Origin of the sequence: Actinomadura violacea, from assembly GCF_017573465.1 — a bacterium.
Lineage (GTDB): Bacteria > Actinomycetota > Actinomycetes > Streptosporangiales > Streptosporangiaceae > Spirillospora > Spirillospora violacea.
On the sequence record NZ_JAGEPF010000014.1, the window covers coordinates 278,374 to 304,374 of the forward strand.

Annotated in this window: 25 protein-coding genes, 1 rRNA gene and 1 riboswitch; of the genes, 18 read left to right on the plus strand and 8 right to left on the minus strand. The window is 72.2% G+C overall.

The features are described from left to right. The first annotated feature begins 52 nt into the window (after nt 1-52). Both J4709_RS23890 and J4709_RS23895 read left to right on the plus strand, forming a co-directional pair. The gene (locus tag J4709_RS23890) at nt 53-2,368 is read left to right on the plus strand and encodes a S8 family serine peptidase (RefSeq protein WP_208244001.1); all 2,316 of its coding nucleotides are present in this window, start codon (nt 53-55) and stop codon (nt 2,366-2,368) included. A gap of 141 nt (nt 2,369-2,509) precedes the next feature. Continuing rightward, nucleotides 2,510-2,797: an SHOCT domain-containing protein gene (locus J4709_RS23895; RefSeq protein ID WP_208244002.1), complete on the plus strand. Its 288-nt coding sequence runs from the start codon at nt 2,510-2,512 to the stop codon at nt 2,795-2,797. Nucleotides 2,798-2,854: 57 nt separating this feature from the next. Here J4709_RS23895 and J4709_RS23900 read toward each other — a convergent pair whose 3' ends face one another. Next, entirely contained in the window at nt 2,855-3,442 is a 588-nt protein-coding gene (locus J4709_RS23900) for a MarR family winged helix-turn-helix transcriptional regulator (protein WP_307801477.1), read from the minus strand. A 443-nt stretch (nt 3,443-3,885) separates the two neighbouring features. Between J4709_RS23900 and J4709_RS23905 the strand changes: the two genes are divergently transcribed. The 3 genes from J4709_RS23905 to J4709_RS23915 all read left to right on the plus strand — a co-directional run bounded on the left by J4709_RS23905 (nt 3,886) and on the right by J4709_RS23915 (nt 6,615). Further along, nucleotides 3,886-4,239, plus strand: coding sequence for a DUF3263 domain-containing protein (locus J4709_RS23905; RefSeq protein ID WP_208244051.1), 354 nt, complete (start codon nt 3,886-3,888; stop codon nt 4,237-4,239). A 20-nt stretch (nt 4,240-4,259) separates the two neighbouring features. Then, nucleotides 4,260-5,087 (plus strand): trehalose-phosphatase, encoded by an 828-nt coding sequence (gene otsB, locus J4709_RS23910; RefSeq protein WP_307801478.1) that lies wholly within the window; start codon nt 4,260-4,262, stop codon nt 5,085-5,087. A 529-nt stretch (nt 5,088-5,616) separates the two neighbouring features. Further along, entirely contained in the window at nt 5,617-6,615 is a 999-nt protein-coding gene (locus tag J4709_RS23915; protein WP_208244003.1) for a hypothetical protein, read from the plus strand. 136 nt (nt 6,616-6,751) lie between these two features. On the opposite strand, the gene J4709_RS23920 is transcribed toward J4709_RS23915, so the two are convergent. Together J4709_RS23920 and J4709_RS23925 are read right to left on the minus strand one after the other, a co-directional pair. Then, nucleotides 6,752-7,408, minus strand: a complete 657-nt coding sequence (locus tag J4709_RS23920; RefSeq protein ID WP_232383929.1) for a PadR family transcriptional regulator — start codon at nt 7,406-7,408, stop codon at nt 6,752-6,754. Between the two features lie 107 nt (nt 7,409-7,515). After that, on the minus strand, nt 7,516-8,472 hold the full coding sequence (locus tag J4709_RS23925; RefSeq protein WP_208244004.1) for an LLM class flavin-dependent oxidoreductase: 957 nt from the start codon (nt 8,470-8,472) through the stop codon (nt 7,516-7,518). Between the two features lie 87 nt (nt 8,473-8,559). Here J4709_RS23925 and J4709_RS23930 point away from each other — a divergent pair, with 87 nt between their 5' ends. Beyond that, on the plus strand, nt 8,560-9,351 hold the full coding sequence (locus tag J4709_RS23930; protein ID WP_208244005.1) for a helix-turn-helix transcriptional regulator: 792 nt from the start codon (nt 8,560-8,562) through the stop codon (nt 9,349-9,351). On the opposite strand, the gene J4709_RS23935 is transcribed toward J4709_RS23930, so the two are convergent. Next, entirely contained in the window at nt 9,338-11,413 is a 2,076-nt protein-coding gene (locus J4709_RS23935; protein WP_372442140.1) for a serine/threonine-protein kinase, read from the minus strand. The two genes, J4709_RS23930 and J4709_RS23935, sit on opposite strands and share 14 nt — an antisense overlap. A 125-nt stretch (nt 11,414-11,538) precedes the next feature. Between J4709_RS23935 and J4709_RS23940 the strand changes: the two genes are divergently transcribed. Further along, a complete protein-coding gene (locus J4709_RS23940) occupies nt 11,539-12,090 on the plus strand; it encodes an RNA polymerase sigma factor (protein ID WP_208244007.1) in 552 nt (183 codons plus the stop codon). 114 nt (nt 12,091-12,204) lie between these two features. Continuing rightward, nucleotides 12,205-13,263, plus strand: a complete 1,059-nt coding sequence (locus tag J4709_RS23945; RefSeq protein WP_232383931.1) for a sulfotransferase family protein — start codon at nt 12,205-12,207, stop codon at nt 13,261-13,263. Between the two features lie 42 nt (nt 13,264-13,305). Here J4709_RS23945 and J4709_RS23950 read toward each other — a convergent pair whose 3' ends face one another. Then, on the minus strand, nt 13,306-14,739 hold the full coding sequence (locus J4709_RS23950) for an alpha,alpha-trehalose-phosphate synthase (UDP-forming) (protein ID WP_208244009.1): 1,434 nt from the start codon (nt 14,737-14,739) through the stop codon (nt 13,306-13,308). Nucleotides 14,740-14,871: 132 nt separating this feature from the next. Here J4709_RS23950 and J4709_RS23955 point away from each other — a divergent pair, with 132 nt between their 5' ends. The 5 genes from J4709_RS23955 (at nt 14,872) to J4709_RS23975 (ending at nt 18,824) form a co-directional block, all read left to right on the plus strand. After that, nucleotides 14,872-15,825, plus strand: coding sequence for a cation diffusion facilitator family transporter (locus tag J4709_RS23955; RefSeq protein ID WP_208244010.1), 954 nt, complete (start codon nt 14,872-14,874; stop codon nt 15,823-15,825). A 110-nt stretch (nt 15,826-15,935) separates the two neighbouring features. After that, a riboswitch (SAM riboswitch) is annotated at nt 15,936-16,077 on the plus strand. 16 nt (nt 16,078-16,093) lie between these two features. Continuing rightward, on the plus strand, nt 16,094-17,338 hold the full coding sequence (gene thrC / locus J4709_RS23960; RefSeq protein WP_208244011.1) for a threonine synthase: 1,245 nt from the start codon (nt 16,094-16,096) through the stop codon (nt 17,336-17,338). Nucleotides 17,339-17,358: 20 nt separating this feature from the next. Further along, on the plus strand, nt 17,359-17,637 hold the full coding sequence (locus J4709_RS23965; RefSeq protein WP_208244012.1) for a MoaD/ThiS family protein: 279 nt from the start codon (nt 17,359-17,361) through the stop codon (nt 17,635-17,637). 161 nt (nt 17,638-17,798) lie between these two features. After that, complete coding sequence (locus tag J4709_RS23970) at nt 17,799-18,152, plus strand: hypothetical protein (protein WP_208244013.1); 354 nt, start codon at nt 17,799-17,801, stop codon at nt 18,150-18,152. Between the two features lie 201 nt (nt 18,153-18,353). Then, nucleotides 18,354-18,824, plus strand: coding sequence for a hypothetical protein (locus tag J4709_RS23975; protein ID WP_208244014.1), 471 nt, complete (start codon nt 18,354-18,356; stop codon nt 18,822-18,824). 124 nt (nt 18,825-18,948) lie between these two features. Here J4709_RS23975 and J4709_RS56185 read toward each other — a convergent pair whose 3' ends face one another. Continuing rightward, entirely contained in the window at nt 18,949-19,188 is a 240-nt protein-coding gene (locus J4709_RS56185; protein ID WP_208244053.1) for a GNAT family N-acetyltransferase, read from the minus strand. Between the two features lie 565 nt (nt 19,189-19,753). Here J4709_RS56185 and J4709_RS23985 point away from each other — a divergent pair. After that, on the plus strand, nt 19,754-19,963 hold the full coding sequence (locus J4709_RS23985) for a hypothetical protein (protein WP_208244015.1): 210 nt from the start codon (nt 19,754-19,756) through the stop codon (nt 19,961-19,963). Nucleotides 19,964-20,150: 187 nt separating this feature from the next. Here J4709_RS23985 and J4709_RS23990 read toward each other — a convergent pair whose 3' ends face one another. Both J4709_RS23990 and J4709_RS56190 read right to left on the minus strand, forming a co-directional pair. Continuing rightward, the gene (locus tag J4709_RS23990; RefSeq protein WP_307801484.1) at nt 20,151-20,435 is read right to left on the minus strand and encodes a DUF4259 domain-containing protein; all 285 of its coding nucleotides are present in this window, start codon (nt 20,433-20,435) and stop codon (nt 20,151-20,153) included. After that, a complete protein-coding gene (locus J4709_RS56190) occupies nt 20,422-20,574 on the minus strand; it encodes a DUF4259 domain-containing protein (protein ID WP_208244017.1) in 153 nt (50 codons plus the stop codon). The genes J4709_RS23990 and J4709_RS56190 overlap by 14 nt, the downstream gene beginning before the upstream one ends. Before the next feature lie 1,371 nt (nt 20,575-21,945). On the opposite strand from J4709_RS56190, the gene groL reads away from it, so the two are divergent. The 4 genes from groL to J4709_RS24015 all read left to right on the plus strand — a co-directional run. Beyond that, nucleotides 21,946-23,577, plus strand: coding sequence for a chaperonin GroEL (gene groL, locus J4709_RS24000; protein WP_208244018.1), 1,632 nt, complete (start codon nt 21,946-21,948; stop codon nt 23,575-23,577). 122 nt (nt 23,578-23,699) lie between these two features. Further along, nucleotides 23,700-24,314 (plus strand): hypothetical protein, encoded by a 615-nt coding sequence (locus tag J4709_RS24005; RefSeq protein WP_208244019.1) that lies wholly within the window; start codon nt 23,700-23,702, stop codon nt 24,312-24,314. A gap of 284 nt (nt 24,315-24,598) precedes the next feature. Further along, the gene (locus tag J4709_RS54855) at nt 24,599-25,189 is read left to right on the plus strand and encodes a phospholipid scramblase-related protein (RefSeq protein ID WP_208244020.1); all 591 of its coding nucleotides are present in this window, start codon (nt 24,599-24,601) and stop codon (nt 25,187-25,189) included. A 752-nt stretch (nt 25,190-25,941) separates the two neighbouring features. Further along, nucleotides 25,942-26,001 (plus strand): 16S ribosomal RNA (locus J4709_RS24015); the annotation flags it as partial.

Genomic DNA, 26,001 nt, shown 5'->3' on the forward strand with positions numbered 1-26,001 from the left:
CGGTCGGCGCCGTGCCCCGCGCGCGCGTCCGGCGGCGCGCCTGCGCTCCGCCGTGGCACCCCGCATCGCGCGGCTGCGCCCGTCGGCGCGGGCCGGCGCCCGCACGACCGCCGCGCTCACCGTCCTCACCCTCGCCGCGGCCGTGGCCGTGCCCGCGGCGCTCGTCACCGACGAGGCCGGCGAAGCGCCGCGGTCCGTCCGCGGCGCGGCGGCGGGTGCGACGCTGCGGACGGCCACCGACCAGATCCGCGCCCGCGAATGGCACCTGACCGTGCTGCGCGCGCAGAAGGCCTGGCACTACTCCAAGGGCGCCGACGTCACCGTCGCCGTCCTCGACACCGGCGTCGACAAGAACCACCCCGACCTCACCGGACGCGTCGTCACCGGACCCGACCTGACCGGCGGCGGGCGCCGCCCCGGCGGCCGCTACTGGGGCCTGCACGGCACGTCCATGGCCAGCATCATCGCCGGCCACGGGCACGGGCCCGGCCTCGCCCAGGGCATGCTCGGGATCGCGCCGGCGAGCCGGGTGCTGTCCGTCCGGGTGACGCTGGAGAACAACGACCCGCTGCGCAAGGCCGACACCCAGGCCACCACCGGCTCCCGCGACGCCGTCGCGCTCGGCATCCGGTACGCGGTCGACCACGGCGCCGGCGTCATCAACATGTCCCTCGGCGGCGGGCGGCAGGCCTACAACGGCACCGCCCCGCAGCAGAACGCGATCAAGTACGCGCTCAGCAAGGGCGTCGTGCTGATCGCGTCGGCGGGCAACGACGGCTCCGGCGCCGACCGCAAGAACTTCCCCGCCGCCTACCCCGGCGTGATCGCGGTCGGCGCGCTCGACCGCAAGCTGCACCTGTGGAAGGACAGCAACCGCAACTCGCACGCCGCCGTGTGCGCGCCGGGCGTCGACATCGTCAGCGCCGACGCCAGCGACGGCTACGTCGTCGGGACGGGCACCAGCGCCTCGTCGGCGATGGTCGCGGGGGTCGCCGCGCTGATCCGCTCCCGCTACCCCAAGCTCAGCCCGGAGGAGGTCCGGCAGGCGCTGATCCAGGGCTCGCCGGCCCGCACCGGCCACCCGACCGGCTCGACGACCTGCGCCGGGTCGGTCGACGCCGTCCGCGCCCTGGTCGCCGCGAACACGCTCAACAAGACCTCGCGGGGACCGGTGGAGGCGGTGCCGTCGCCGGCCGCGAGCGCGTCGCCCGCCGCCGACTCGCCGGCCGCGGACTCCGGCGTCCTGCTCCCGCTGGTGCTCGGCGGCGGCGGGGTGCTGGTGCTGGTCGGGCTGGTCCTCGGCTGGCGGCAGCGCCGCCGCCCGGGCGACGAGGACGACGTCCCGCCCGGCGACGAGCCGTTCGACGGCGGGTTCGACGACGGCCCGACGCCCGGCTACCGGCTGCCCGGCGCGCCGTCCGATCCCGCCGCGATGCCGCCGTCCAATGTGGGGGCGGCGGTCGCGGTGCCGCCCATCCCGCCGGTCAACACCGCGCCGTTCCAGAGCTCGCACCCCTACACCGGCCCCGGCCTGCCGCCGCCCGCCGGATACCCGGACGCGCCCGCCGAACCGCCCGCGCAGGGCATGCCGCCCGTCCCGGAACCGGTCGCCGAGACCGAGCCGTACGTGCCGGAGCACGCGCTGCCGCCGGACCAGTGGGACGACGCGCGCTGGCAGCCCGCCGCGCCCGGCGACGACGCCGAACCGCCCCGGCGGCCTCCCGTGATGACGGGCGAGCTGCGCCCGTTCGTGCCGGGCGAGTTCCCGGTCGGCGAGTTCCCCGTCGGCGGTCCGAACGGCGCGCTTCCCGGCCCGGTCGAGGGCTTCTCCCCGAACGGGCGGCACTTCCGCGACGACCGTCCCGCCAACGGCCACGACCACGGCGGCGCCTTCACGAACGGGAACGGCCACAACGGCCACGACCCGGGCAACGGCCACGATCCGCGCAACGGGCACGACTTCGGCAACGGCGGCGACCGGATGAACGGCGCCAACGGGTCGGTGCCGAACGGCGCCCCGCCCAATGGTGCGCCGCCCAATGGCGTAGTACCGAACGGTGCAGGCCCGGCGCCCGACGACGATGCAGCGCTCGACGACGAGGACTGGGAGCGGTTCCGGCGCAGCGCCCTCGAAGGCTCCGGCCTGCCCGAGCCCGAGTACCCCACCGCGCCGCAGGACCCGCCCCCCACCGCCGCGCCTCCGGCCGTACCTCCGGTGGAGGACGCCGGTCACCCGGCCCCGCCGCCCGTCCCGCCGGCGCCGCCCGTCCCGCCCGCCGGCCCGGCCGACGACGACACCCCAGGCCGCCAGGCCCGCCGCCCCTACTCCTCCAACGAGGACGACGACTACCGTCCGCCCTGGTGGTGAGCACCGCCCCCAGGGTGAGCGCCGGGAGCGTCAGGGCCGGCGCCGTACTCCGGCGGGCGTAGCGCGGGAGCCTCCCGCCGTCCGATTCGCACCCCCGAACCCGTCGCGCAGCATCGAACCATCCGCTTCACAGGAAGGTCGATGACCATGTTGACGACGCTCGCGACGCACCCGGGCCCGTGGCACGACGGCAGCGCCCCCGGCTACTGGCCCATCTTCCCGATCATGTTCGGGCTGTTCTGGCTGGCCGTGATCGGCACCGGCCTCTACCTGGTCCGGCGCCGGACGGCGGCGCACGCCGCGGCGTCCGACGCCGCGTCCGACCCGATGGCGAAGGCGCAGTCGCTCCTCGCCGAGCGGTTCGCGCGCGGGGAGATCGACGAGGACGAGTACCTGATGCGGCAGTCGACGCTCCGCAACGGCGGCTGACCCGCGGACACGGGCCCCGGCCGGCCCGCACCGGCCCAGGGCCGCCCCGAGGCGGCCTCAGTCGAGGCCGGCCTCCTCGAAGATCTTGTCGATGCCGTCCGGGTCCATCGGGTCCCGGGCGGCGGCGTCGGCGAACCGGGTCAGCAGCCGGGCGAACTCGGCGCGCTCGGCCTCCGTCCAGTCGGTCATCAGCCCGTGGTAGTAGGCGCGCCGGTACCGGTCGGCGACCTGCTTGACGCGCCGCCCGGCGTCGGTGAGCCCGAGGTTGGCGCGGCGCGCGTCGACGGGGGAGGGGCGCCGGGACACTAGGCCGGCGTCGATGGCGTGCCCGACCAGCCGGCTGGCGGTGGACGGGTCGATCTCCAGCCGGTCCGCGACGGCGCCGACGGTGATCTCGCAGCTCACCTCGGCCTCGCCGGCACCGTCGCCGGCGGCTGCGCCGGGTTCGGCGGACGGCTCGTCGGTGAGCGCGGCGACGGCGTTCACCACCATCAGGTTCGAGATCTGCAGCGGCCGCCCGCCGGGACTGCCGGGGGTCCGCGCGCGGATCCGCTTCATCATGTCGGGCTTGATCCAGACCCGGCGCAGGTGGAACAGCGCGGCGCCGATGGCGGCGAGGACGGGGTCGGGCCGGTCGCCGCTCACCGGGCGCCTCGGACCGTGGTCCAGCCTGCGGTCTCGTGGCGGGGCGTGTCCGTCGCCATGCAAGGGTCTCCCGTTCGATTTCCCGGCACCGCGAGCAGCGCGCGGTGCGCGCCTCCAACTCTAACGGCTGTACGGTGCATATGTTCTTTATGCGTTCTTTATCCAGGTCGTTCGGGCCGATTCCGGGACTGCCGCGACCGATGTGCCCGGCGTGGGCGGCGGGACACGGGACAATGGAGAGCCGCAGGTGAACGGGGATGTGGTGCACTGAACCACCGGCCCGCGTTCCGCTCGAACCGCCGGACGATGTCGGCCCGGACGCGTAGCATGGGCACCCGGCCGAACCCGGACGACCCGGGATCAGTAACCACAGAGGGGACCTGATGCGAGCGGCGAACGCCCCCGGCGACGTCCCCGGCGACGTCCCCCCCGAGGACGGCGGCATGGACGACGGCTCAGCCCTGAAACGCGTGACCGACCCACCCACCGACCCCTCCGCGACCGGCGAGGACGGCATCGAGGACGCCGCCGCCTTCCCGGCCGCCGACCTGCTCTCCGAGCGCGACCGCCGGATCCTGTCCTTCGAGCGGCAGTGGTGGCGGTACGCCGGAGCCAAGGAGCAGGCGATCCGCGAGCACTTCGACATGTCGGCGACGCGGTACTACCAGCTCCTGAACATCCTCATCGACCGGCCCGAGGCGCTCGAGTGCGACCCGATGCTGGTCAAGCGCCTGCGCCGGATGCGGACGCAGCGGCAGCGGCAGCGCGCCGCGCGGCGGCTCGGCATCCGGCCCTGAGTCGACCACCATAGGTCGGCGTGAACTCTCCCCGCTCTGTGACGGCCGTCGGCGCCGACGGCCTGGACGCGATCCGTACCGACCCGTCCCGGGCCGTGCTCGGCTTCGACTTCGACGGCACCCTCGCGCCGATCGTCGCCGATCCCGCCGCGGCCCGGGCCCACCCGGGGGCCGCGCCGGCGCTGGCCCGGCTGGCCCCGCGGGTGGGCGTGCTCGCCATCATCACCGGCCGGCCCGCGCGCGTGGCCGTGGAGTACGGCGGCCTGCAGGACGTCGACGGGCTCGTCGTGCTCGGCCAGTACGGGCTGGAGCGCTGGGAGTCCGGCGCGCTCACCGAGCCCGACCCGCCGCCCGGCATCGCCGAGGCGCGCGCGAAGCTGCCCGGCGTGCTGGAGGCGGCGGGCGCGCCGGACGGGATCTTCGTCGAGGACAAGACGCACGCGCTCGTCGTGCACACCCGGCGCTGCGCGGAGCCGCAGGTCGCGCTCGACCGGCTGCGCAGCATCATCGCGGCGCTCGCCGAACGCACCGGGCTCGCCGTCGAGCCCGGCCGGTTCGTGCTTGAGCTGCGTCCACCGGGTGTGGACAAGGGGCGGGCGCTGCGCTCGCTCGCCGACGCGTTCGCGGACGAGCGCGGCGCGCCCCCGTCCGCCGTGCTGTTCGCCGGCGACGACCTCGGCGATCTGGCCGCGTTCGACGCGGTCGACGCGCTGCGCGCCGAGGGCGTGCCGGGCGTCGCGGTGTGCAGCGGCTCGAACGAGGTGACCGAGCTCGCCGAGCGCGCCGACCTGGTCGTGGACGGCCCGGACGGGATCGTCGAGCTGCTCGGGACGTTGCTCGACCGCTGATTCCACGTCGGAGTGACAAGTGCCGTAACCAGATTTGTCGCATCTCGCGTGACTCTTGGGGCACCCGTAGACCAGACGTCCAATTGCGCCAAAATATGGTGGATTGCGGTATGTGTGGTTCATCGGGAGGCCACGCAGGGGACAGGGGAGGTTGGGGACGGTGGACACGGATCCGGGAATCCCGCGCCGTCCAGGCGACATCAGGAACACGCCGCCGCGCGGCTTCCCCTCCCCGGCGGCGACGCCGGCGCAGGGCACGCCGGTCCGGCCTGGCGGCGCTCCGGCGGGGGCCGGCGGCGCGCCCGTCCCGCACGGCGCTCCGGTGCGTCCGATCGTGCACCCGCCGGCGCCCGGCGGACCGTACCCCGGGCGCCCGCACGCCGGGCAGCCGTACACCGGCCAGGCCCCAGCGCCCGCGGCGCAGCCGCCGAGCGCACAGGCGCCGGCCGGTCAGATTCCAAGCGGTCAGCTGCCCGCCGCACAGGCGCCGGCCGGTCAGATGCCGTCCGGTCAGCCACCGTCCGGTCAGGTGCCGGGCGGTCGTGCGGCCGGAGGCGGGACGCCGTCGGGGCCGTGGGGGCCGGTGCCCGCGCCGTCGCCGCAGCCCGCGGCGCCCGGCCCGGAACGGCGGCAGACGGGTCCACAGCAGCCGGTCCCGCAGGGCGACATGGCCTGGTCCGGCGTGCCGGCGGCGCAGGACGACTACGCGGCGCGGGACGTCCCGAGGCGCGGCGAGACGGGCGAGGACCCGTCCGCCGGGCCGATGGGCACCCGGGAGACCAGCGGCGTCCAGGTGCGGCTCGGGTCGCGCGCCCTGGAGCGGCAGGAGCGGCGGCGGGAGCGCGAGCGCAAGCGCGGCGGCATCATCGCCGGCGGCGTGCTGGTCCTGGCGGGGCTGGTCACGGCGGGGGTCGTGCTGATGCCGCGCGGCGGCGACGACGACAAGGGCGGCGGCGACGGCGCGCCGGCGCCCGCCACGGCGGTGCAGCGGCCGACGGGCCAGGCGCGGATGCCGCACACCGGGACGCCCATCGAGGTGGGCACCGCGGACGGGTCGAAGTACCGGCTCGCGGCGGTCGGCGGCGGCGTCAGCGACGACGGCGTGGTGACGACCTTCCAGTCCTCGCCGCCGACCGGGACGTCGTTCGCCTACATCGAGTACGTGCTGACGAACCCGACCGACCACAAGGTGCTGCTGGACTTCCCGGGCGACGTCTTCCTCAAGCGCGCCCTCGTCACGAAGGCGGCGCAGGGGCGGTGCATGCCGCAGGCGGGCGTCCCGGAGGACATGTGCACGCCGCCGACGCAGAGCCAGGTCGTGCGGCGGCTCGCGGGCGGCGACCTCGTCCCGGGCGACGGCGGCGACAAGTACCTGTCCCCGGGGGCGTCCTACCTGGTCCGCGCGACGGTGGACGTGCCGGTCGCGCGGCGGCTGACGAAGGCGGACATGGGCCTGTACGTGTGGAAGCAGCTGTACATGGCCGACCAGCTCGCCAAGCAGGTGCCGTTCCCGAGCGGCGGCAAGTAGCCGGACACCGCGGACGTGCGAACGCCGTGACCGCCCGGACTAGCGGGACGGTCACGGCGTCGCCGGCCGATGGCCTGCCTGGGGGCGCGCGGCCGAGGGGTTAGAGCACCCTCGGGCACGGACCCTCGCGGGGCGGCTACTCGGCCTCGGGGTCATCGGCGAGGATCCCGTAGATGCGGCGTCGGGCGTCATTGATGACGTCCAGCGCGCGCGCCTTCTGGGCATCGCTGCCGACGGCCATGACCTGCTTCATGGCGCCGAGGAGCTGGCCGAACGCCTCGCGCTCGCGCAGGACGTTCGCGCCGGCGGCCTCGGTGACCTCGTCCCACGGGGCGGTGGTCTGCGCCTCGGCCTGCTCGCGGCCGGTGTCGGTGAGGGAGAACAGCCGCTTGCCGCCCTCCTCCCGGCTCGTGACCAGGCCCTCGTCCTCGAGCATCTGCAGGGTCGGGTAGACCGAGCCGGGGCTCGGCCGCCAGACGCCGCCGGTGCGCTCGTCGAGTTCCTGGATCATCTCGTAGCCGTGCATCGCCCGCTCGTTGAGCAGGGCGAGCAGTGCGGCCCGCACGTTGCCGCGGCGGGTGCGCCGGCCGCGGCCGCGCCCGTGGTGTCCCGGGCCGAAGCCGGGGCCGCCAGGGCCGAATCCAGGGCCGCCGGGCCCCCACGGGCCGAACGGGTCGCCGCGCCGCGCGCGTCCTTCGGGTCCGCCCGGGCCGCCGAAGCCGCCCGCCTCGCCGAAGCCTCCAGGGCCGCCGAAGCCGCCGGGACCGCGCCTTCTCATCGTGTGTTCACGCATCGCAGTCTCCTTAGTGTCGGTCCGACCACACGGTCGTGATCGGTTGCGATGCATTAACGATATATCGGAAACGCTCGCGATGCAACACTCGGATTCCGGAGCGCGCCTCAGCGCAGGCGGGGCAGGAGCTCCGCGACCCTGTCGAGCTGCTCGTTGATCTCCTTGAGGCCCGTCGCGCCGAGCCGCAGGACGAGGTGCCGGGCGCCCGCAGCCGTGTACGCCGCCAGCCGCGCGGCGACCTCCTCGGCACCGCCCGCCGCCACCGCCTGGATCTTCCGGACCTCGTCCAGCGGCAGCCCGTAGTTGGAGACGGCGAACCGCTCCAGCGTCCGGCGGCACGCGCCGGGATCGTCCTCGATGAGGACGGACGCGAAGAGGGCCGGGGTCACGGCGGCGGCAGCCCGCCCGCGCTCCTCTGCGGCGCGCTGAACGTCCGCCAGAGCGGTCTTGTAGTCGGCGGGGTCGGGCGGATAGGGGAGCCACCCGTCGTACATGCGTCCCGTGCGGGACAGCGCGGTCGGTGTTATGCCGGCCAGCCAGATTGGCGGGCCGTCCTTGCGGAACGGCGCCGTCATGGTGGGCAGGTCGTCGAAGTGGAGCAGCTCGCCATGGAAAGCCTTGTTCTCCGGCTCGTGCCATAGCTGCCGCCACAGCGCGACGGTCTCGTCCAACCGCGCGAACCGCTTCTCCCACGGAACCTGGGACGCGGCGTACATCGGCTTGCCGAAACGGCCCGGAAAGCCCGCACCGACCGTCACCGTAAGGCGCCCTCGTGCGAGCAGGTCGATCGACGCGAGTGTCTGCGCCGCCTGTACGGGACGCCGTAGGACGGCCATCAGCGCAGCCGTCCCCAACGTCACGCGCTCGGTCACCGACGCGGCGGCGGCCAGCATCGTCAGCGCCTCTATGCGCGACTCGGTGATGCCGTCGTTGACCCACAGGGAGTCGAAGCCGAGACGCTCAGCGCGCGCAGCGAAACCGATGAGGTCGCGCGGATCCGACCCGTCCCACTGGGCCTTGCCTATCGGGAGCAGGACGCCGATACGGATGTCGTCGTTGTTCATGGGCCGCATCCTGCGAAGCCCTCCGCGCGTCGGCAATTCCCTGCGGGGAATGGCAGAGACACCGACGGCGCGGCTACAACTGCTCCTGTGAGCTTCCCTCAGGCGCTACGCGAGCGCCGCCGCCACCGCCGTCTCAGCCAGCTCGAACTAGCCGTGCGCGCCGGGACGACGCAGCGCCACCTCAGCTTCCTGGAGAGCGGCCGTTCCGAACCGGGACGGGGGATGGTCGTCCGGCTGGCGGAATCGCTCGAACTCCCGCTGCGCGAGCGCAACGACCTGCTCACCGCCGCCGGCTACGCGCCCGTCTACCCGCGGACGTCCCTGGACGACCCCGCGCTCGCCCCCGTCCGGACCGCGATCGAGCACGTCCTGGCCGCGCACATGCCGTACCCGGCGCTCGTCGTCGACCGGCACGGCGACCTCGTCACCGCGAACGCCGCGTTCGGCGTCCTCACCGAGGGCATGGCGCCCGAACTGCTCGAACCGCCCGTCAACGCGTACCGGATCGCCCTGCACCCGGACGGCCTCGCGCCGCGCGTCGCCAACTTCGCGGACTGGGCCCGGCACGTCCTGGACGGCCTGCGCAACGCCTACGACCGCGACCCCGACGACCGCCTCGCCGCCCTCCACGACGAACTGACCGGCTACGTCGGCCCGCGCACCGGCCCGGGCGGCGCGCTCGGCTTCGCCGTCCCGCTGGAACTGCGGACCCCGGACGGCGACCTGCGGCTCATGACGACGATGACCACGTTCGCGACCGCCACCGACGTCACCGTCGCCGAACTGCGGCTGGAGGCGTTCCTGCCGGTGGACGAGGCGAGCGCCGCGCTCCTCGCGGAACGCGCCGCCCGCCCGCCCGCCGGGGTCAGGGGCCCGTGACCTTCAGGTTGTCGAGGATGTCCTTGGTCGCGTTCCGGTTGTCGGTCTCCTTGACCCGGATCCACAGCCCGAACTTGCCCGACTTGTCCTTGAGCCCGACCTCGGTGACCGTCGGCGTCCCGCTCTTGCAGCCGGTGAACCGCGTGATCGTGCCGGTCAGCGACCCGTCGGGGCTGGTGTAGTTCTCCGGCGCGCCCTTGGTGCACTGCGGGTGCACGGCCGCGCTCGGCGGCGGCAGGTGGCCCGGCGCGACGTCGGTGGTCTCGCCGATGAACACGCCCGGCCCGGCGCCGTTCCCGAGGAACTGCTGCTGGTTCGGCGTCGCGCGCAGCACCGGGCGCGGCCCGGCGTCGCTCAGGTGCACGGTCGTCGGCACCCAGGTCTGCTCCTGCTGCTTCGGCCAGGCCTTCGGCACCGCCGTCTTGATCTTGCCGGACGTGTCGGCGACCGCGACGAAGTCCTTCGGGACCTTCGGCGTCTTGTCCGCCTTCTTCTTGCCGCCCCCGCCGCCGGAGAGCATGCCGAGCGCCAGCCCGACGACCAGCGCGAGCACCAGCACCACCGCGGTGATGATCAGCGGCGTGACGAACTTGCGGGGCGCTCCGCCGCCGCCAGGGCCGGCGGGGCCGCCCGGACGGGGCCCGCCTCCGCCGGCGCCCTTGAGCTTGCCGAGCAGGCCGCCCGACTTGCCCTGCTTCTGCCCCTGGCCCGCGCCGGGACCCGGGCCCGGGCCCGGGCCCGGCGGCTGGAAGCCGGTGGGCGGCGGACCGAACTGCTGCCCCGGCCCCGGCCCCATCGGCGCGCCGTGCTGCGGCGCGCCTTGTTGCGGGAGGCCCTGCGGGGGCGGCGACTGCGTCGGGAACACGGCCGTCTTGTTGTCGCCCCCGTCCTGCGGCTGCGGCACCGGCGGGGGGAGCGGCGGGTACGAGGCCCCGCCGAACGACCGCGTCCGGTCCTCGTCGGGCGAGGTCGGCGCCTCGGGCCGCCCGCGGGGGTCGCTGCGCCCGGCCGGCTCGTCCAGCATCGTCCGATCGCCGCCGGGGGCCGCACCGGCGCCCGCCGGCAGGTGCATCTCCGACGTGCGGTCGTCGTCCTGCGGCCGGTCGAGCTGCGTCCGCATCTCCGGCGGCACGTTCGCCGGCGGGGGCGGCCCCTGGCCCTGGCCCGCGGCCATGGTCTGGCCGGGCCCGGGCCCGGGCGGCTGGGCCGGCGCGGGCGGACGGTCCTGCTGCGACCCGTCGTGGTAGAAGTCCTGGAGGGTCGCGTCCGGCTCGATCTTCGGCGCCGGCGGCACCGCACCCGCGGCGGCCGGGCCGGGTGCGGCGGGACCCGGCGCGGGCGTCGGCCGCAGCGTCGACAGCGCCTCGGCGAACGCCTCCGCCGTCGGCCACCGCTTCTCCCGCTCGGTCTCCAGCGCCCGCAGCACGACCTGGTCGAACGCCGGCGGCAGTCCGTCGCGCAGCTCGCTCGGCGGCGACTTCACCGGCGCCGGCCCCGGGGCCCGTCCGGTCAGCATGTGGTAGGTCAGCGCGCCCAGGCCGTACACGTCGGCCCGCACGTCCAGCCCGCCGCCGAACCGCGCCTGCTCCGGCGACATGTACCCGGGGGTGCCGACCGGCAGCGTGAAGGCCCCGGACGCGTGCGCCAGCGCCTTCGCGAGCCCGAGGTCGGCGATCAGCAGCTTCTCGCCGCCGTCCGGCGTCGACTGGAAGAGCACGTTCGACGGCTTCAGGTCGCGGTGGATCACGCCCAGCGTGTTGATCACCTCGACGCCGTACGCGATCTCCTCGGCCATCGCAACGGCCTCGCTGACCGGAAGTGGCCGTTCGCGCATCCGATCCGCGAGCGTTCCGCGGTCGGCGTACGACATGACGAAGTAGGGTCGTCCGTCTGGAAGCTCCCCGATGTCGTGCACCCGCACCAGGCGCTCGGAGTCGGCGCGGCGCAGGATCCGCGCCTCCTCGAGGAAGCGATTGCGCACGTCGAGGTCGTCCAGGAGGCTCCCGGACAGCACTTTTATGGCGACCTGTGAGGCCAGCGCGTCGTCGTGCCCCAGCCACACGGAGGCGAACGCCCCGGAACCCAGGACGCGATCGATTCGGTAACGGCCGACAGTAGGTGGGAAGGACACTCCCGTATCATGCCCAACAAACGGGGTGAGTGTGCGAACGAGCATTAAGGCACGGCATGGCATTCGATGAGCGGACCGAAGAGCTGGCAGTCAAAGCCGCCCAGGGCGATCAGGCTGCCCTCAACGAGCTGCTGCGCAAGATCGAACCGGACGTGCTGCGGCACGCCGCCCGGTTCCTGCCCTGCAGGCAGGACGCCGAGGAGGCCTGCCAGGACGCGTTGCTGCAGGTCGCGCGGAACATCCACCGGTTCGAGGGGCGCTCGCGGTTCAGCACGTGGCTGCACGTGGTGGTCGCCAACTCCGCCCGCTCCACCTACCGGTCGCTGAAGCGCCGCTCGGTCGAGCAGGCCGGCGAGCTGCCGCAGCAGCGCCCCGACCCGCGCCGCACCAGCGTCATCGCCGGCTCCCGCGTCGACATCCTGGACGCCATGGAGGACCTGGAGGCCCGCAAGCCGGACCTCATCCAGGCCCTCGTGCTCCGCGACGTCTCGCAGCTGGAGTACGCGGAGATCGCCGAGCAGCTGAAGCTGCCGCTCGGCACGGTGAAGTCGCGCATCCACGAGGCCCGCAAGCAGGTCCGGCAGACGCTCGGCGACTCCTACACCTGACCGCCCGGTCGCTCCCGGCTCCGCAGGTCGCCGCCGTCAAGCATCGGTAATCGGGCGGCAACCGTGCGTTCAGTCGCCGGGTCCCGGGGCCCCCGCTCCGCCACCATGCGGTGCATGTCATCCGGCCTCGAGACCCCGTCCGAACGCCCGATCTTCGTGTTCGGCTGCCCGCGTTCCGGGACGACGCTGCTGCGGCTCATGCTGCACGCGCATCCGCGCATCGCGCTCCCGACCGAGACGCGGTTCGTGCTCCCCGCCTATGCGGCGCGGGCACAGTTCGGTGACCTCGAGGACAGCCGGAACAGGCGCGCCCTCGCCGACTGGCTGACCACCCGGCCGGCCACCCGGTTCCGCGACCTCGGCCTGGACGCCCGCGAGGTCGCCGACGAGATCGTCGCCGGGCCGCCCACCCTCGGCTCCGCCATCGCCGCCGTCTTCCGCGCCTACGCCCGGCAGCACGGCAAGGCCCGCTGGGGCGACAAGCGGCCGAGCTACATCCGGCACGCCGGCGCGCTGCTGCGGATGTTCCCCGACGCCCAGTTCGTCCACCTCGTCCGCGACGGCCGGGACTGCGTCGCGTCCCTCAAGGAGGTGCCCTGGTACGGCCAGGACCTCAACCACGCCGTCTCCCTCTGGCGCGAGGCGATCGACACCGGCCGCCGCCTCGCCGCCCGCCTCGGCCCCGACGCCTTCTACGAACTGCAGTACGAGCGGCTCGTCGCCGACCCCGCCGACGAACTGCCGCGGCTCTGCGAGTTCCTCGGCGAGGACTTCCACCCGGCGATGACGGCCCCGCAGTCCCTCGCGCAGCGCATCGTCCCGCCGCAGAAGAAGTGGCACGGCCCCATCCGCGGCGCCGTCACCTCCGACCTCGTCGGCTCCTGGGCGCAGCGCCTGGACGCCTGGGAGATCAGCCTCGCCGAGGCCGCGTTCGGCGACCGCCTCGCCGAGTACGGCTACGAGCCCAGCGGCCTACCGAAACCGCCCCCGGCCCGGCTCGCCCGCTTCGCCCGCACCGCCGCTCACCGCCGCATGGCGCACAGCAAGGCCGACCTGCGCGAACGCTGGCAGCGCCGGCACGAACGCAACCCGGTCGACTGCCGCCTCCCCCCGGCCCCCGTCCCCACGACAGAGCTGGCGCCGACTGGGGACGCCCCCGGCAAAGGCGACTGACCGTCGTCCTCCGCTCCGCTGGCGCTCCGCTCCGGACGCCGGTTAGTCGAGCGCGGCGAGCTGGTCGGCGAACCAGCGCTGGGGCGGGAGCGCGGTCGAGGCGGACGCGAGGCGCGCGCAGCGCTCGGCCCGCTGGTCGCGCGGCATCAGCAGCCCTTGGTGCAGTGCCTCCGCGGTCTGCGACACGTCGTAGGGGTTCACCACGAGCGCGTCCTCCGCCAATTCCGCAGCCGCGCCCGCCTCGCGTGACAGCACCAGCGCGCAGCCCCGCTCGGACAAGACGGGCCCCTCCTTCGCGACGAGGTTCATCCCGTCCCGGATCGGGTTCACCAGCAGCACGTCCGCGAGCCCGTACGCGGCGAGCGAGCGCGGGTAGTCGTCGTTGACCTGCAGGATCAGCGGCTCCCACGTCGCCGTGGCGAACTCCTCGGCGATCTGCTTGGCCATCCGCTGCACGGCGGCGGTGTACTCGCGGTACTCGGGCAGGTCGTAGCGCGACGGGTAGGCGAACGCGAGGTGCACGACGCGTCCGCGCCACTCCGGATGGTTGGTGAGCAGCTCGCGGTACGCGGCGAGGCCGCGCACGATGTTCTTCGACAGTTCGGTCCGGTCGACACGGACGATGAGCTGGCGGTCGCCCACCTGGTCGCGCAGCGCGCGCGCCCGCTCCGCCACGTCCTGCTGTACGGCGCGCTCGCGCAGCGCCGTCCCGTCGACACCGAGACCGTGGACGCCTACACGCGTCGTATGGCCCTCGCATGTGACGGTGCGAGCAACACGGTCGACGCGTGCGCCGAGCACCACTTCGCAGCAGTCGAGGAACGCCGACGCCCAGCGTTCGGTGAGGAAGCCCGCGTGGTCCGCGCCAAGGATGCCGTGTAGCACCTGCGCACCAATGTCGTCTGGGAGGAGACGGAAGTACTCCGGCGGCGCCCATGGCGTGTGCGAGAAATGCACGATCCTGAGGTCGGGACGCCGGTCGCGCAGCATCCGCGGCGCCAGCGACAGGTGGTAGTCCTGGATCGCCGCCTTCGCGCCCTGCGCCGCGTCCCGCGCCAGTGCGTCGGCGAACGCCGCGTTGTACGCCTCGTAGGACTGCCAGTCGCGCCGCGCGCGCGCATCGAAGTGCGGGCTGCGCGGGGTGTCGTACAGCAGGTGGTGGACGAACCACAGCGTCGAGTTCGCGACCGCGTTGTACGCGCGGTGGAACGTCGCCGCCGGAATGTCCAGCATCCGGACGGCCGCGCCGCCGGTGTCGTGCCCGGCGAGGTCGATCCGCCCGTCCGGGGCGCGCCGCGCCGCCGTCCGGTCCGCCTCTCCGAGGCTCGCGCACACCCACAGCACGTCCTGCCCGGATGCCACGCCCGCGAGGCCCGAGACGAGGCCGCCGCCTCCGCGCCGCATCTCCAGCGCGCCGTCGTCGGACAGCGAGAACGACACGGGCCCGCGGTTGGACGCCACCACCACTTGGCTCATACCGGCAGGGTCTCAGTTGTGACGGGGGTGCTTCAAAGTGGCGCGGGGGGAATACTTCGTCGCCGCCCGGCAGTCAGGCATCTGTCCCGACACGGCCGGATTAGCAAGATTCGCGCCGGGTACCCGGACGGAATGAGCCGGGCCGAGACGACCAAGACCGTCCTCGTCGCCGGGGCGGCGAACCTGATCCTCGCCATCGCCAAACTGATCGCCGGGATGCTCGCCGGATCGAGCGCGATGCTCGCCGAAGGGGCGCACTCCGTCGCCGACACCCTCAACCAGGGGTTCCTGTTCACCTCGCTGCGCCGCAGCGCGCGCCCGCCCGACCGGCGGCACCCGTTCGGCTACGGCAACGAGCGCTACTTCTGGTCACTGCTCGCCGCGTTCGGCATCTTCGTCGCCGGCGGCGGCTTCTCCATCTTCGAAGGTGTCCTCACGATGACCGGGCACGGCGGCTCGGAGGGCGACGTCTGGGTCGCCTACGGCGTCCTCGCGCTCGGCGCGGTGCTGGAGGGGACGTCCTGGATCCGGGCGTTCACGCAGGCGCGCCGCGAGACCCGCGAGAACGGCCGCGACATCGTCGACCACGTCCGCCGGTCGCCCGACGTCACCTTCAAGGCCGCGCTGTTCGAGGACACCGCCGCGATGATCGGCCTCGCGTTCGCCGCCGCCGGGCTCGTCCTGCGGCAGCTCACCGGCTCGCAGTTCTGGGACGGCCTGGCGTCCGTGATGATCGGCCTGCTGCTGGTCGCCGTCGCGTTCGTGCTCGGCCGCGACAGCATGGGGCTGATCATCGGCCGTGCCGCCGACCCCGCCGCGCAGCGCGAGATCCGCGCCGAGATCGCCGCCGCGCCGGGCGTGACCGGCGTCGACGACCTGCTCACCATGCACTTCGGTCCGGACGAGCTGCTCGTCGCGGCACGCGTCAACTTCTCCGACGACATCAGCGCCGACCAGGCCGAGGACGTCGCGGGCGAGATCGACCGGCGGCTCAAGGAGCGCGTCCCGATCGTCCGGCACGTCTTCCTCGACCCGACCCAGCGCGCCCCCGCCCGCGCCCCGGACGCCGCCGACGAGCCCGCGTGATCAAGACCACGCCGGGTAATGTCTCACAGTGCGGACCCACCTGTCTGCCATCCGGTCAGGTCATGTAAAGTTCGCATACGAGCTCAAAGCGCTCGACCATAACTGAATACCGCTCATCCAGAGGGGTGGAGGGACCGGCCCTGCGAAGCCCCGGCAACCACCCGGCTATGGCGCGCTCGCGATCCTGCGAGGCCGGCCGGGAGATGGTGCCAACTCCGGCCTGCGACCAAGGTGGCGCAGGGAAGATGGGGAGAAAGGCCTCGCCCTCATGGCACTCACGCCTGCCACAGACCTCGGACCCGCTACCGCCCTCGTCTGCCGCGAATGCGGATCCCGCCGCGAACTCGGCCCGTTCTACGCGTGCGAGGAGTGTTTCGGCCCCCTGGAGATCGCCTACGACTTCGGCGGCATCACCCGGGCCGACATCGAGTCCGGCCCGCGCAACATCTGGCGCTACCGCGGGCTGCTGCCCGTGCCGTCGACCGTCGCCGACACCCCCAACACCGAGCCCGGGCTGACCCGGCTCGTCCGCGCCGACAACCTCGCCGAGAGCCTCGGCCTGCAGCGCCTGTGGGTGAAGGACGACAGCGGCAACCCGACCCACTCGTTCAAGGACCGCGTCGTCGCGGTGGCGCTCGCCGCCGCGCGCGAGCTCGGCTTCAAGGTGCTGGCCTGCCCGTCCACCGGCAACCTCGCCAACGCGGTCGCCGCCGCCGCGGCCCGCGCCGGGATCCGCAGCGCGGTGTTCGTCCCGTCGAACCTCGAGTCGCAGAAGATCATCACGACGGCCGTGTACGGCGGGACCTTCGTCACCGTCGACGGCAACTACGACGACGTGAACCGGCTCGCGTCCGAGATCGCCGGCGAGCAGGAGGACTGGGCGTTCGTCAACGTCAACGTCCGCCCGTACTACGCCGAGGGCTCCAAGACGCTCGGCTACGAGATCGCCGAGCAGCTCGGCTGGCGGCTGCCGGACCAGATCGTGGTGCCGGTCGCGTCCGGCTCCCAGCTCACCAAGATCGACAAGTCCTTCCAGGAGCTGATCAAGCTCGGCCTGGTCGAGGACAGGCCGTACCGCGTGTTCGGCGCGCAGGCCGCCGGCTGCGACCCGGTGTCCGCCGCGTTCAAGGCGGGCCACGACGTCGTCCGGCCGGTCAAGCCCGACACCATCGCCAAGTCCCTCGCCATCGGCAACCCCGCCGACGGCCCCTACGTGCTGGACGTGGCGCGCCGCACCGGCGGCGCCGTCGAGGACGTCACCGACGAGCAGGTCGTCGAGGGTATCCGGCTGCTCGCCCGCACCGAGGGCATCTTCGGCGAGACCGCGGGCGGCGTCACCGTCGGCTGCCTGCGCAAGCTCGTCGAGGCGGGCACCCTCGACCCGTCCGCCGAGACCGTGATCATCAACTCCGGCGACGGACTGAAGACCCTCGACGCCGTCGCGCCCGTCGCCAAGCCGAGCGCCGACATCGCCCCCACGCTGGAGGCGTTCCGCGCCGCCGGCCTCGCCTGAGAACGAGAAGGAGCCAGCACATGAGCAGCGTGTCCGTCCGCATCCCGACCATCCTGCGGACCTACACCGGCGGCGAGGCGGAAGTGAAGGCGGAGGGCTCGACCCTGCGCGCCGTGGTCGCCGACCTGGAGGCCAGCTACACCGGCATCGCGGCCCGCATCCTCGACGACGCGGGCAAGATCCGCCGGTTCGTCAACGTCTACGTCGGCGACGAGGACGTCCGGTTCGCCGAGGGCCTGGACACCGCGACCCCCGCGGGCACCCAGATCTCGATCATCCCCGCCGTCGCCGGCGGCTGACCGCCACCGGCCATCCGGCCCCCGTCCCCGAGGCGCTGGGCAGGGTCGACCCCGATCACGCCGGGTCGACCGCGGTCCCCGCGATCGCGGGGGCGGGGGCCGGGGCACGGCCGAACGGCGGGCCGGCCCCTCTGACCCTCGCCACATGACATCCTGACCGGATGCCGCGCGACGCCCTCCCGCTCCCGCCGTCCCGTTACAGGTCCCCGGCCGGCTGGCAGCCGCCGTCCGGAACGATGCCGGGCTGGAACTGGGGTCCCCCCGACGGCATGGAAGCGCGGCCGGACCTCGCCCCATGGTGGGTCCGCGTGCTCTACCGGACCCCGTTCGTGGACCGCTACGCGCACGTCGCGATGTGGCACCGAGGCGCCTGGATAGTGATGCCGCGCGACCTCTACGACAGCACCGGCGACGCGCCCCCGCCGCCCCCGGACCCGTCCGGCGTCCGCGAACCCCGCACCCCCGAACCCTCCAGCGACCACGGCCTCCAGGCCCGCGCCGTCCGGCCCTTCTGATCGTCCAGGCCTGTTCGCGTCCGGGGCCGAGGGATACGATCAAGGTTCGGCTCTCGGTACCCGGACCGCTGGCCCGCCCCAGTGATCCATGACGCAGGGGTGACCCTCATGGAACAGTCGATGATGTGGCGGGGCGGGCCCCAGGTCCCGTCCACGACATGGCGAGGCGGGGCCAACGTCCCGTCCGTGACGTTGGGGCGGATGAACGCCACCTGGCCATTGGCCTCGTTGAGGCTGAGCCATTCCGGGCTCGTCCTGACCGCCGCCCGCAAGCGCTTTCACCTGACCCCGGCCGACGTGGTCGCGGCCTATCCCTGCTCGAACCCGCCATTCGCGAAAGGGATAGGGATCGAAACCCGCGACGGCCAGGTACTGGTCTTCTGGACGTCCGAGGGCTATGCCGTTCTCCCCGCGCTGCAGGCCGCGGGCTTCCCGATCTCACCCGAGCCGCGCCGGGCCTCCGAGGAGATCCGCGCCGCCCGGCAGCGCGTGGGCCCGATCGGATCCGCGAGGCGCCGGTTCGCCCTGCGCGGAGTCTTCTTCCTGGCGGGGCTCCTGTACTGCGTGCTCATGAAGCCGGTGCTGGCGCCGGACACCTCCTGGGCCACGATCATCCTCCTCCCGCTGGCCGGCGTGGCCTTATACGGCTTGCTCTACTTGCGAAGAAAGTGAGCCCGCCCGGCCACATTCGACCAGCACCCTTCATTCCAGCCGGCAGCACACCTCGCCGGCGTCTCATGGACGGCGGCGAGGTCCCTCAAGGTTGTTCCGTGAAAACCGCTGGGCGGTCACGAGATCAGCTAGAGCGCGTTCGCTGTTGTTCGCTCTCGTTGCTGGCTGGCAAGGGGACTTCGGCGAATCCGAGACTTTGGTACAGGTGCCGCGCACGGTGATTGCGCCGCGTCACTGCGAGAGTCAGTGTGTCGTGTCCCTGTAGGGCCAGCGCATGCATGACCGCCTCGATCAGCGTGCGCCCGAACCCTCGCCCGACGTGTGATCGGGCCGCCCGCGTCCTCCTCGTCCGGCGTCTCCCGATAGGCGTCCCACATCAGGGCACCAAGCGCAGAAGCATCACTAGAGGCGACCTGACGTATGCCTGCCGGAGGTGGGGGAGTCGGCCGCAACGTCACCTGGAAGCGGCTGCGCACCGATTCGTCACTTTCCATCTCGCAAGTGTAGGCAGGCGTAGATGCCGACGGCTCGGAGTGGCCGTTCGCGCGAGACGCCCACCGACTCACGGGGCGGCGGGCTCCTGAACATGTCCTCGCATCTGCCCAGTTCGCGACGCCGACGGCGGTGCGAGCCTGTTGCTGTGGCAGAGCGGCGGGGTGACCGGCCTCAGGCAGGTGTTCCGTGAAAACCGGTGGGTGGGCGCGTGTGGCGGGACACAACGGGACGTGTCCGGCGAAGGGGTGAAACCCTCCGGTGCAGGTCAGAGCGAGTCTGAGCAAGTAATTGTTCCGCGCGCCGGCCCCCGCTTGCCTGGCGTGTGGCGAGCCGGATCCGGGTCCGGACGGTCTTCGCTAGCCCGGTCTTCCATGGACCGGCGCCGCCCGCGTTCACGCGAGGCTCAAACCAAAAACCCGAGGGCGTGATCACACATGGGTCAGCGCAACGGCACCAGTTCCCGAGCCACCACCCGATACCTCTTCGCGATGGCGATCGGAGCGACAGTGGCCTGGTTCGTCTGTGAGGCGACGGTTCTGATCTTCACCAAGGGTGACCTCCGCGCCGCCGGGGCGGTCATGACTGCTGGCGGCACGGTCAGCTCGACCTTCTTTTTCGTCTCTCTCCGACGTCGGGAAGGCTGAGACGTCCAACAGACCTCGTCGACCTGACGAGATCATCAGCTTGCAGCGGTCTCTCACCGGAGGGGCCGCTGTTCGTTGGCGAGTGCCCTAGGCCGATGACCTGCGCCGCGTCCGAACCAGTTCACCCCGATCCAAGATCATCTGCCCTCGTGGCTCCCACGGTGGCTCCCAGGATCAACGGGTGAGGTCAGAGCAAGCGGTCCTGTTCGGGCTCTCCAACCTTGCGAAGTGTCCCGAGGACCGGCGCCAGCTCCTTCCACACCTGGTCGTATCCACCTGCTTCGCTCCACTGCTCCCACAGGTCGCTACCGGGCGAATGCGCTCGCTCCACCGCCACCACCGCCTCGGCAGCAAGCTCATCCAGAAGGCCGGTCGTCAACGACGCCGTCCACGGTTCATCCTCGGCGTCCGGCATGACACCTGCCAGCAGCGAGGCCGCCACCACCGCCTGCGTGCCCTCAACGAATTCGATGTGTCCCTGGCCCCCCCGACACCCGCAGAATGGCCGCCTTCAAACGCTCGCCACGCAACTGAGCGTCGCAGGGCTCAAGGTCATCGAAGAAGTCCATCGCCGTGTCTTCATCGAACGGTCCCTTACCCCAAGTTCCCATGGCCGCATGGTTACATCAGCTGAGGACAGAGCCCGCTCAGAACGCTCGCAAGGCACCGCATCCCGATCTGCTACAAGGCGAAACGGACGCGCATCCCTCCGGGTGCTCGTTCGCGCGAATGGCTGACCGTTTACTCTCTGGCATGCGGTGGGGTCGTCCGCACGGTAAAGGACGGGACCCGGGGTGCGGACGGGGCCGTCTGCCTCGCCGCTTCTGGTGCGGCGGTGCGTCCCCTGAGCGGACCGGCCCGGCGACCGGCAAGCCCGGCCGAGCACCGATGCGCGGCCCGGCGCGGCAGCCCGGTGACCGGCGCCCACGCTGCACGCTCCGGGCGGCCAAGCGCGGGGCCGCGCAGCGGCCCAAGCGCCGCCGCCCCTTGACGGTGAGACGGCGGCGGCGAAGTTCATCAACGGCGTCACTCGGTGTTCCGCTCCTGCCTGGACCATGCCGTTGAACTCAAGGTCTTCCCAGTGAATCCGCTCAACGACGTGCGGTGGGAGCTGCCCAAGACAGTCACCGAGACCGGCCGCCGGTACGCAATGGACGGATGACGGCCGGTACCACCAACCTCGCAGCCTCAAGGCTTGGGCGGACGGTGTGAGGCGTCCCGTTCCGGCCAGTCCTGAACTGGTCGCCATCCTGCGAGCGCACATCGAGCGCTTCGGGACGGCTGAGGACGGCCGACTGTTCCGCAGCGAGCGTGGGAACCGGCTGGCGCCTGTCAGTTACGAGACGATCTGGCGGCGGGCTCGTGAACATGTCCTCACTCCTGCCCAGCTCGCTACGCCGCTGGCGGAGCGGCCGTACGACTTGCAGCACGCGTGCCTGTCGCTGTGGCTGAGCGGAGGTGTCCCGGCGGAGAGCGTTGCTGCTCGTGCCGGGCACTCCATCGCCGTGTTGCAGAGCACGTATGCTCACTGCATCGACGGCGATGAGGACATCATGAACCGGCGCATCGATGCAGCGCTGGGGGCTCCTCCTACTCCGGCCGCGGAACGCGCGGAACGGATCGCCACCCCCACCCCCCACCCTCGGGCACGTGTTCCGCGAATACCGGCGCACGATCGCACACAACGGAGCACATCGACACATGCCCGGCAGTGAGTCTCGACCCTCCGGCGCAGGTCAGAGCGAGTCTGAGCAAGTAGGCGAAGACGACTCCGGCGAGGGTGCGCGGCGCTTGCACTCGGCAGGGTAGAGTGCTAAAAAACGGTTGGCACTCTACTGTGGAGAGTGACAGCTTCACAGTCTGGGTCGGGGCGACGAGGCCCCACTCCGGTGGCGGAATGGCAGCCGCCGGACGCGGGGCCGTCCGTCGCGGGCGTCGGCTCGATCCTTTAAGCCACCTTGTTCCGGGAGGACTAGGAGCCTATGGCTGCAAAGATGATCGCGTTCGACGAGGAGGCCCGGCGCGGCCTCGAGCGCGGCATGAACCAGCTCGCCGACGCCGTGAAGGTGACCCTCGGTCCCAAGGGCCGCAACGTCGTGCTGGAGAAGAAGTGGGGCGCCCCCACGATCACCAACGACGGTGTGTCGATCGCCAAGGAGATCGAGCTCGAGGACGCCTGGGAGAAGATCGGCGCGGAGCTCGTCAAGGAAGTAGCGAAGAAGACCGACGACGTCGCGGGTGACGGCACCACCACCGCCACCGTGCTGGCCCAGGCGCTGGTCCGCGAGGGCCTGCGCAACGTCGCCGCCGGCGCCAACCCGATGTCGCTGAAGCGCGGCATCGAGGCCGCGGTCGAGCGGGTCAGCGAGGAGCTGTCCAAGCTCGCCAAGGACGTGGAGACCAAGGAGCAGATCGCCTCCACGGCGTCCATCTCCGCGGGCGACCCGCAGATCGGCGAGATGATCGCCGAGGCGATGGACAAGGTCGGCAAGGAAGGCGTCATCACGGTCGAGGAGAGCCAGACCTTCGGTCTGGAGCTCGAGCTGACCGAGGGCATGCGCTTCGACAAGGGCTACATCTCGCACTACTTCGTGACCGACCCCGAGCGGATGGAGGCGACCCTCGAGGACCCCTACATCCTGATCGTTCAGGGCAAGGCGTCGGCCAACAAGGACCTGCTGCCCGTCCTCGAGGGCGTCATGCAGTCCGGCAAGCCGCTGCTGATCATCGCGGAGGACGTCGAGGGCGAGGCCCTGGCGACCCTGGTCGTCAACAAGATCCGCGGGATCTTCAAGTCCGTGGCCGTGAAGGCCCCGGGCTTCGGCGACCGCCGCAAGGCCATGCTGGGCGACATCGCCACCCTGACCGGTGGCCAGGTCATCAGCGAGGACGTGGGTCTCAAGCTGGAGAACACCACGACCGACATGCTGGGCCGCGCCCGCAAGGTCGTCATCACCAAGGACGAGACCACCATCGTGGACGGCGCCGGTGACGCCAACGAGATCGCGGGCCGGGTCAACCAGATCCGTACCGAGATCGACAACACCGACTCCGACTACGACCGCGAGAAGCTCCAGGAGCGCCTGGCCAAGCTCGCGGGCGGTGTCGCGGTCATCAAGGCCGGCGCCGCGACGGAGGTCGAGCTCAAGGAGCGCAAGCACCGCATCGAGGACGCCGTCCGCAACGCCAAGGCCGCGGTCGAGGAGGGCATCGTCCCCGGTGGCGGCGTCGCGCTGCTGCAGGCCGGCACCAAGGCGTTCGACAAGCTGGAGCTCGCGGGCGACGAGGCCACCGGTGCCAACATCGTCAAGCGCGCTCTGGAGGAGCCGCTGAAGCAGATCGCCGTGAACGCCGGCCTCGAGGGCGGCGTCGTGGTGGAGCGGGTCCGCAACCTGACCCCGGGTGAGGGCCTGAACGCCGCGACCGGCGAGTACGTCAACATGTTCGACTCCGGGATCCTCGACCCGGCCAAGGTGACCCGGTCCGCGCTGCAGAACGCCTCGTCGATCGCCGCGCTGTTCCTGACCACCGAGGCCGTCATCGCCGAGAAGCCGGAGAAGAGCCCGGCCCCGGCGGGCGACCCGTCCGGCGGCATGGGCGGCATGGACTTCTGAGCAGGTCCGTGAGCCGCGCGATCGTGCGCGGCCGTCCGTGGCGGCGGCCGTACGATCGCAGGTGATGAGAGGGGCGGTTCCTCCGGGAACCGCCCCTCTTGGTCTCTGCTGAAGGCGGCTTCGTGGTCTCTCTGCTCGACGCGCGGACGTTCCGCGTGCACAAGGATTCGGCGACCGATGAGCACGGTCGTCCGCTGGCGTCCGCCCAGGAGCGGGGGCGGACGGGCTGGCGCGGTGCGCTGGACGCGGCCGGTCCCGGCAGCGCCGCCGGCTTCGAGCGGACCGTGGACGTCGTCGATCCCCGGGGGCGTCCGCTGCTGACCGTGAGCCGGGCCTCCAGCCACGTCCGCAAGCCGGTGACGCATGTTCTGCGTCCGGACGGTGCGCGACTCGGCACCGTGGCGATCGCCTCTCGCAAGGGACGCCCGTACTACCCGTTCCACGACGCCTACGGAAACCTCGTAGGCGAGATGCGCACGGTGTCGCCGCGCACGGGGAAGCCCCGGACCAGGTTGCGCGCCGTCGCCGGCGCGTTGCAGACCTTCGTCGGCGGGACGTTCGACATCACCGACCGTCTCGGAACCGTGTACGGACGCGTCGACCCGGACGACCCGTGGCTCGCGACCGAGGACGCTCCGCGCACCATCACCTTCGACCCGGGTACGCCGCAGCCGCTCCGCGTCCTCGGGCTCGCGTCCGCCGTCTGCCTCGCGGTCGTCCGCGGGCACGGCAGCTAGCCGAAGCGGGCCCGCTCGGGAACGCGCCCGGAAGGCCGTCCGTTCGATCGGCGAGAGGCCGGTCTCGCGTTCGCCAGAGGAAGCTTTCCGCGCGGAATCGAATGACGGACGGGCGCGCAGGTCAGCGCCGTGGCCCGCCGGGGACGTCCATGCGGGGGCATGTGACCGCTTCCCCTGAGGGGCCGGTGTTGGCAGGATCGCCGCTTGGACGGCGCGTCCCGCACGCGCCGGCCGACGGACTCGGTGGACGGCCCGCGTGAGCGGCCGATGAGGCAGGAGAACGCGTGAGCGAAGTGTTCAGCTCCCCGACGCTCAAGGTGGAACAGCCGCGCAGGGGCCCGTTCGCCAAGTCGAGGTACCGCGTCCTCGACGAGGACGGAACCGTCCTGGCCGTCGCCGGCGAGACGGCGGAGAAGGGACGCGTGGAGGCCCTGCGGACGATCTTCCCCGGCAAGTCCGACCTCGACGCCCACATGGTCCTGCTGACCACGCCCGGTGGCGAACCGCTGTACGTGGTGGACAAGCGGCGCGGGCGGGAGCTGACGGAGGTGCGCGGCTCCGAAGGGGAGCTCGTCGGCTCGTTCGTCACCGAGCGCATCGGCCGCCGGTACGTCCTGAGGGACGGGGAGGGCGGCAGGCTCGGCTCGATCGCGGTGGACCTGCCGCGCAACAACTTCGAGGTGATGGACACCGAGGGCGGCAAGGTCGCGCACGTCCGCAAGAAGTGGGCGGGCCTGGCCACCCACCTGCTGACCACGGCGGACAAGTACAGCGTCGAGATCTTCGATCCGGTCGACGAGCCGCTGCGCACCATGGCCGTGATGACGGCGATCGTCATGGACCTGAACCTGCACGAATCGAAGGACATCACCTGACCCGCGGCCAGGGCTCGCCGGCCTGACGGGCGCCTCCCGTCCCCGCGCGAGCCTTGCCGCCGGAAGGCCGGCAAGGAATTTTTCGCCCGCGACGGTACGCGTGGAATGCCCCTTTCTAAGGGCGCGTTCCAGGGCAAACCCCGAGGTCAGAGCCGCACGGCCGGGGAGGTCGGTGCCGGAAACGCCCGGCCCGTCCCACCCGGAGGCCGCGAGCCGGTTTGACGACGGCGGTCGGTGGGCATACTGTTCACTTCGCCCCACAGGGGAGCGGGACGCCGGAAGGCGGCCGGCCCGGCGGGGAAACCACCACTCAGCAGCCGACGCGGCTTTGCCGTGTCAGCCGTACGGTGATGGCGTCGGTAAGGCCCGATTTTGCAAATCGAGCCGGATCTGATGAAATGGCAACACCGCCCGGAAGGGCCGCGCAAGCGGACCGGAAAGGCAATCGGAAAAGCCCGGAAATTGACACTCCGAGCGGATCTGATAAAGTAAGGATCAGTCGCCCCGGGGCGGGAAACGCGAAAGCGGATCCGGCGCGGTGGGTGTCCGTTTCTTGAGAACTCAACAGCGTGTTAAAAGCCAGTGCCTTTATCGGTTCGGCCGGCATGGCCGGACCAACCCCGTGGCCATCCTCGTTTTCGGGGGTGGTGGGGATTTCTTTGAGGCAATACGATCCTTCGGGATCGTTTGCTGGGATTTTCTTCTGAGGTTTGGCTGCTTCGGGGTTCGCCCCCCGGGTGGTCGTTTGGACCTTGATGGAGAGTTTGATCCTGGCTCAGGACGAACGCTGGCGGCGTGCTTAACACATGCAA

Bases quoted from the DNA above. Each gene is read 5' to 3' on its own strand.
- J4709_RS23895 (WP_208244002.1), top strand. From the start codon at position 2,510: ATGACCATGTTGACGACGCTCGCGACGCACCCGGGCCCGTGGCACGAC.
- J4709_RS23905 (WP_208244051.1), top strand. From the start codon at position 3,886: ATGGACGACGGCTCAGCCCTGAAACGCGTGACCGACCCACCCACCGAC.
- J4709_RS23920 (WP_232383929.1), bottom strand. From the start codon at position 7,408: ATGCGTGAACACACGATGAGAAGGCGCGGTCCCGGCGGCTTCGGCGGC.
- J4709_RS23925 (WP_208244004.1), bottom strand. From the start codon at position 8,472: ATGAACAACGACGACATCCGTATCGGCGTCCTGCTCCCGATAGGCAAG.
- J4709_RS23940 (WP_208244007.1), top strand. From the start codon at position 11,539: ATGGCATTCGATGAGCGGACCGAAGAGCTGGCAGTCAAAGCCGCCCAG.
- J4709_RS23945 (WP_232383931.1), top strand. From the start codon at position 12,205: ATGTCATCCGGCCTCGAGACCCCGTCCGAACGCCCGATCTTCGTGTTC.
- J4709_RS23950 (WP_208244009.1), bottom strand. From the start codon at position 14,739: ATGAGCCAAGTGGTGGTGGCGTCCAACCGCGGGCCCGTGTCGTTCTCG.
- J4709_RS23955 (WP_208244010.1), top strand. From the start codon at position 14,872: ATGAGCCGGGCCGAGACGACCAAGACCGTCCTCGTCGCCGGGGCGGCG.
- thrC (WP_208244011.1), top strand. From the start codon at position 16,094: ATGGCACTCACGCCTGCCACAGACCTCGGACCCGCTACCGCCCTCGTC.
- J4709_RS23965 (WP_208244012.1), top strand. From the start codon at position 17,359: ATGAGCAGCGTGTCCGTCCGCATCCCGACCATCCTGCGGACCTACACC.
- J4709_RS23970 (WP_208244013.1), top strand. From the start codon at position 17,799: ATGCCGCGCGACGCCCTCCCGCTCCCGCCGTCCCGTTACAGGTCCCCG.
- J4709_RS23975 (WP_208244014.1), top strand. From the start codon at position 18,354: ATGAACGCCACCTGGCCATTGGCCTCGTTGAGGCTGAGCCATTCCGGG.
- J4709_RS23985 (WP_208244015.1), top strand. From the start codon at position 19,754: ATGGGTCAGCGCAACGGCACCAGTTCCCGAGCCACCACCCGATACCTC.
- J4709_RS56190 (WP_208244017.1), bottom strand. From the start codon at position 20,574: ATGGGAACTTGGGGTAAGGGACCGTTCGATGAAGACACGGCGATGGAC.
- groL (WP_208244018.1), top strand. From the start codon at position 21,946: ATGGCTGCAAAGATGATCGCGTTCGACGAGGAGGCCCGGCGCGGCCTC.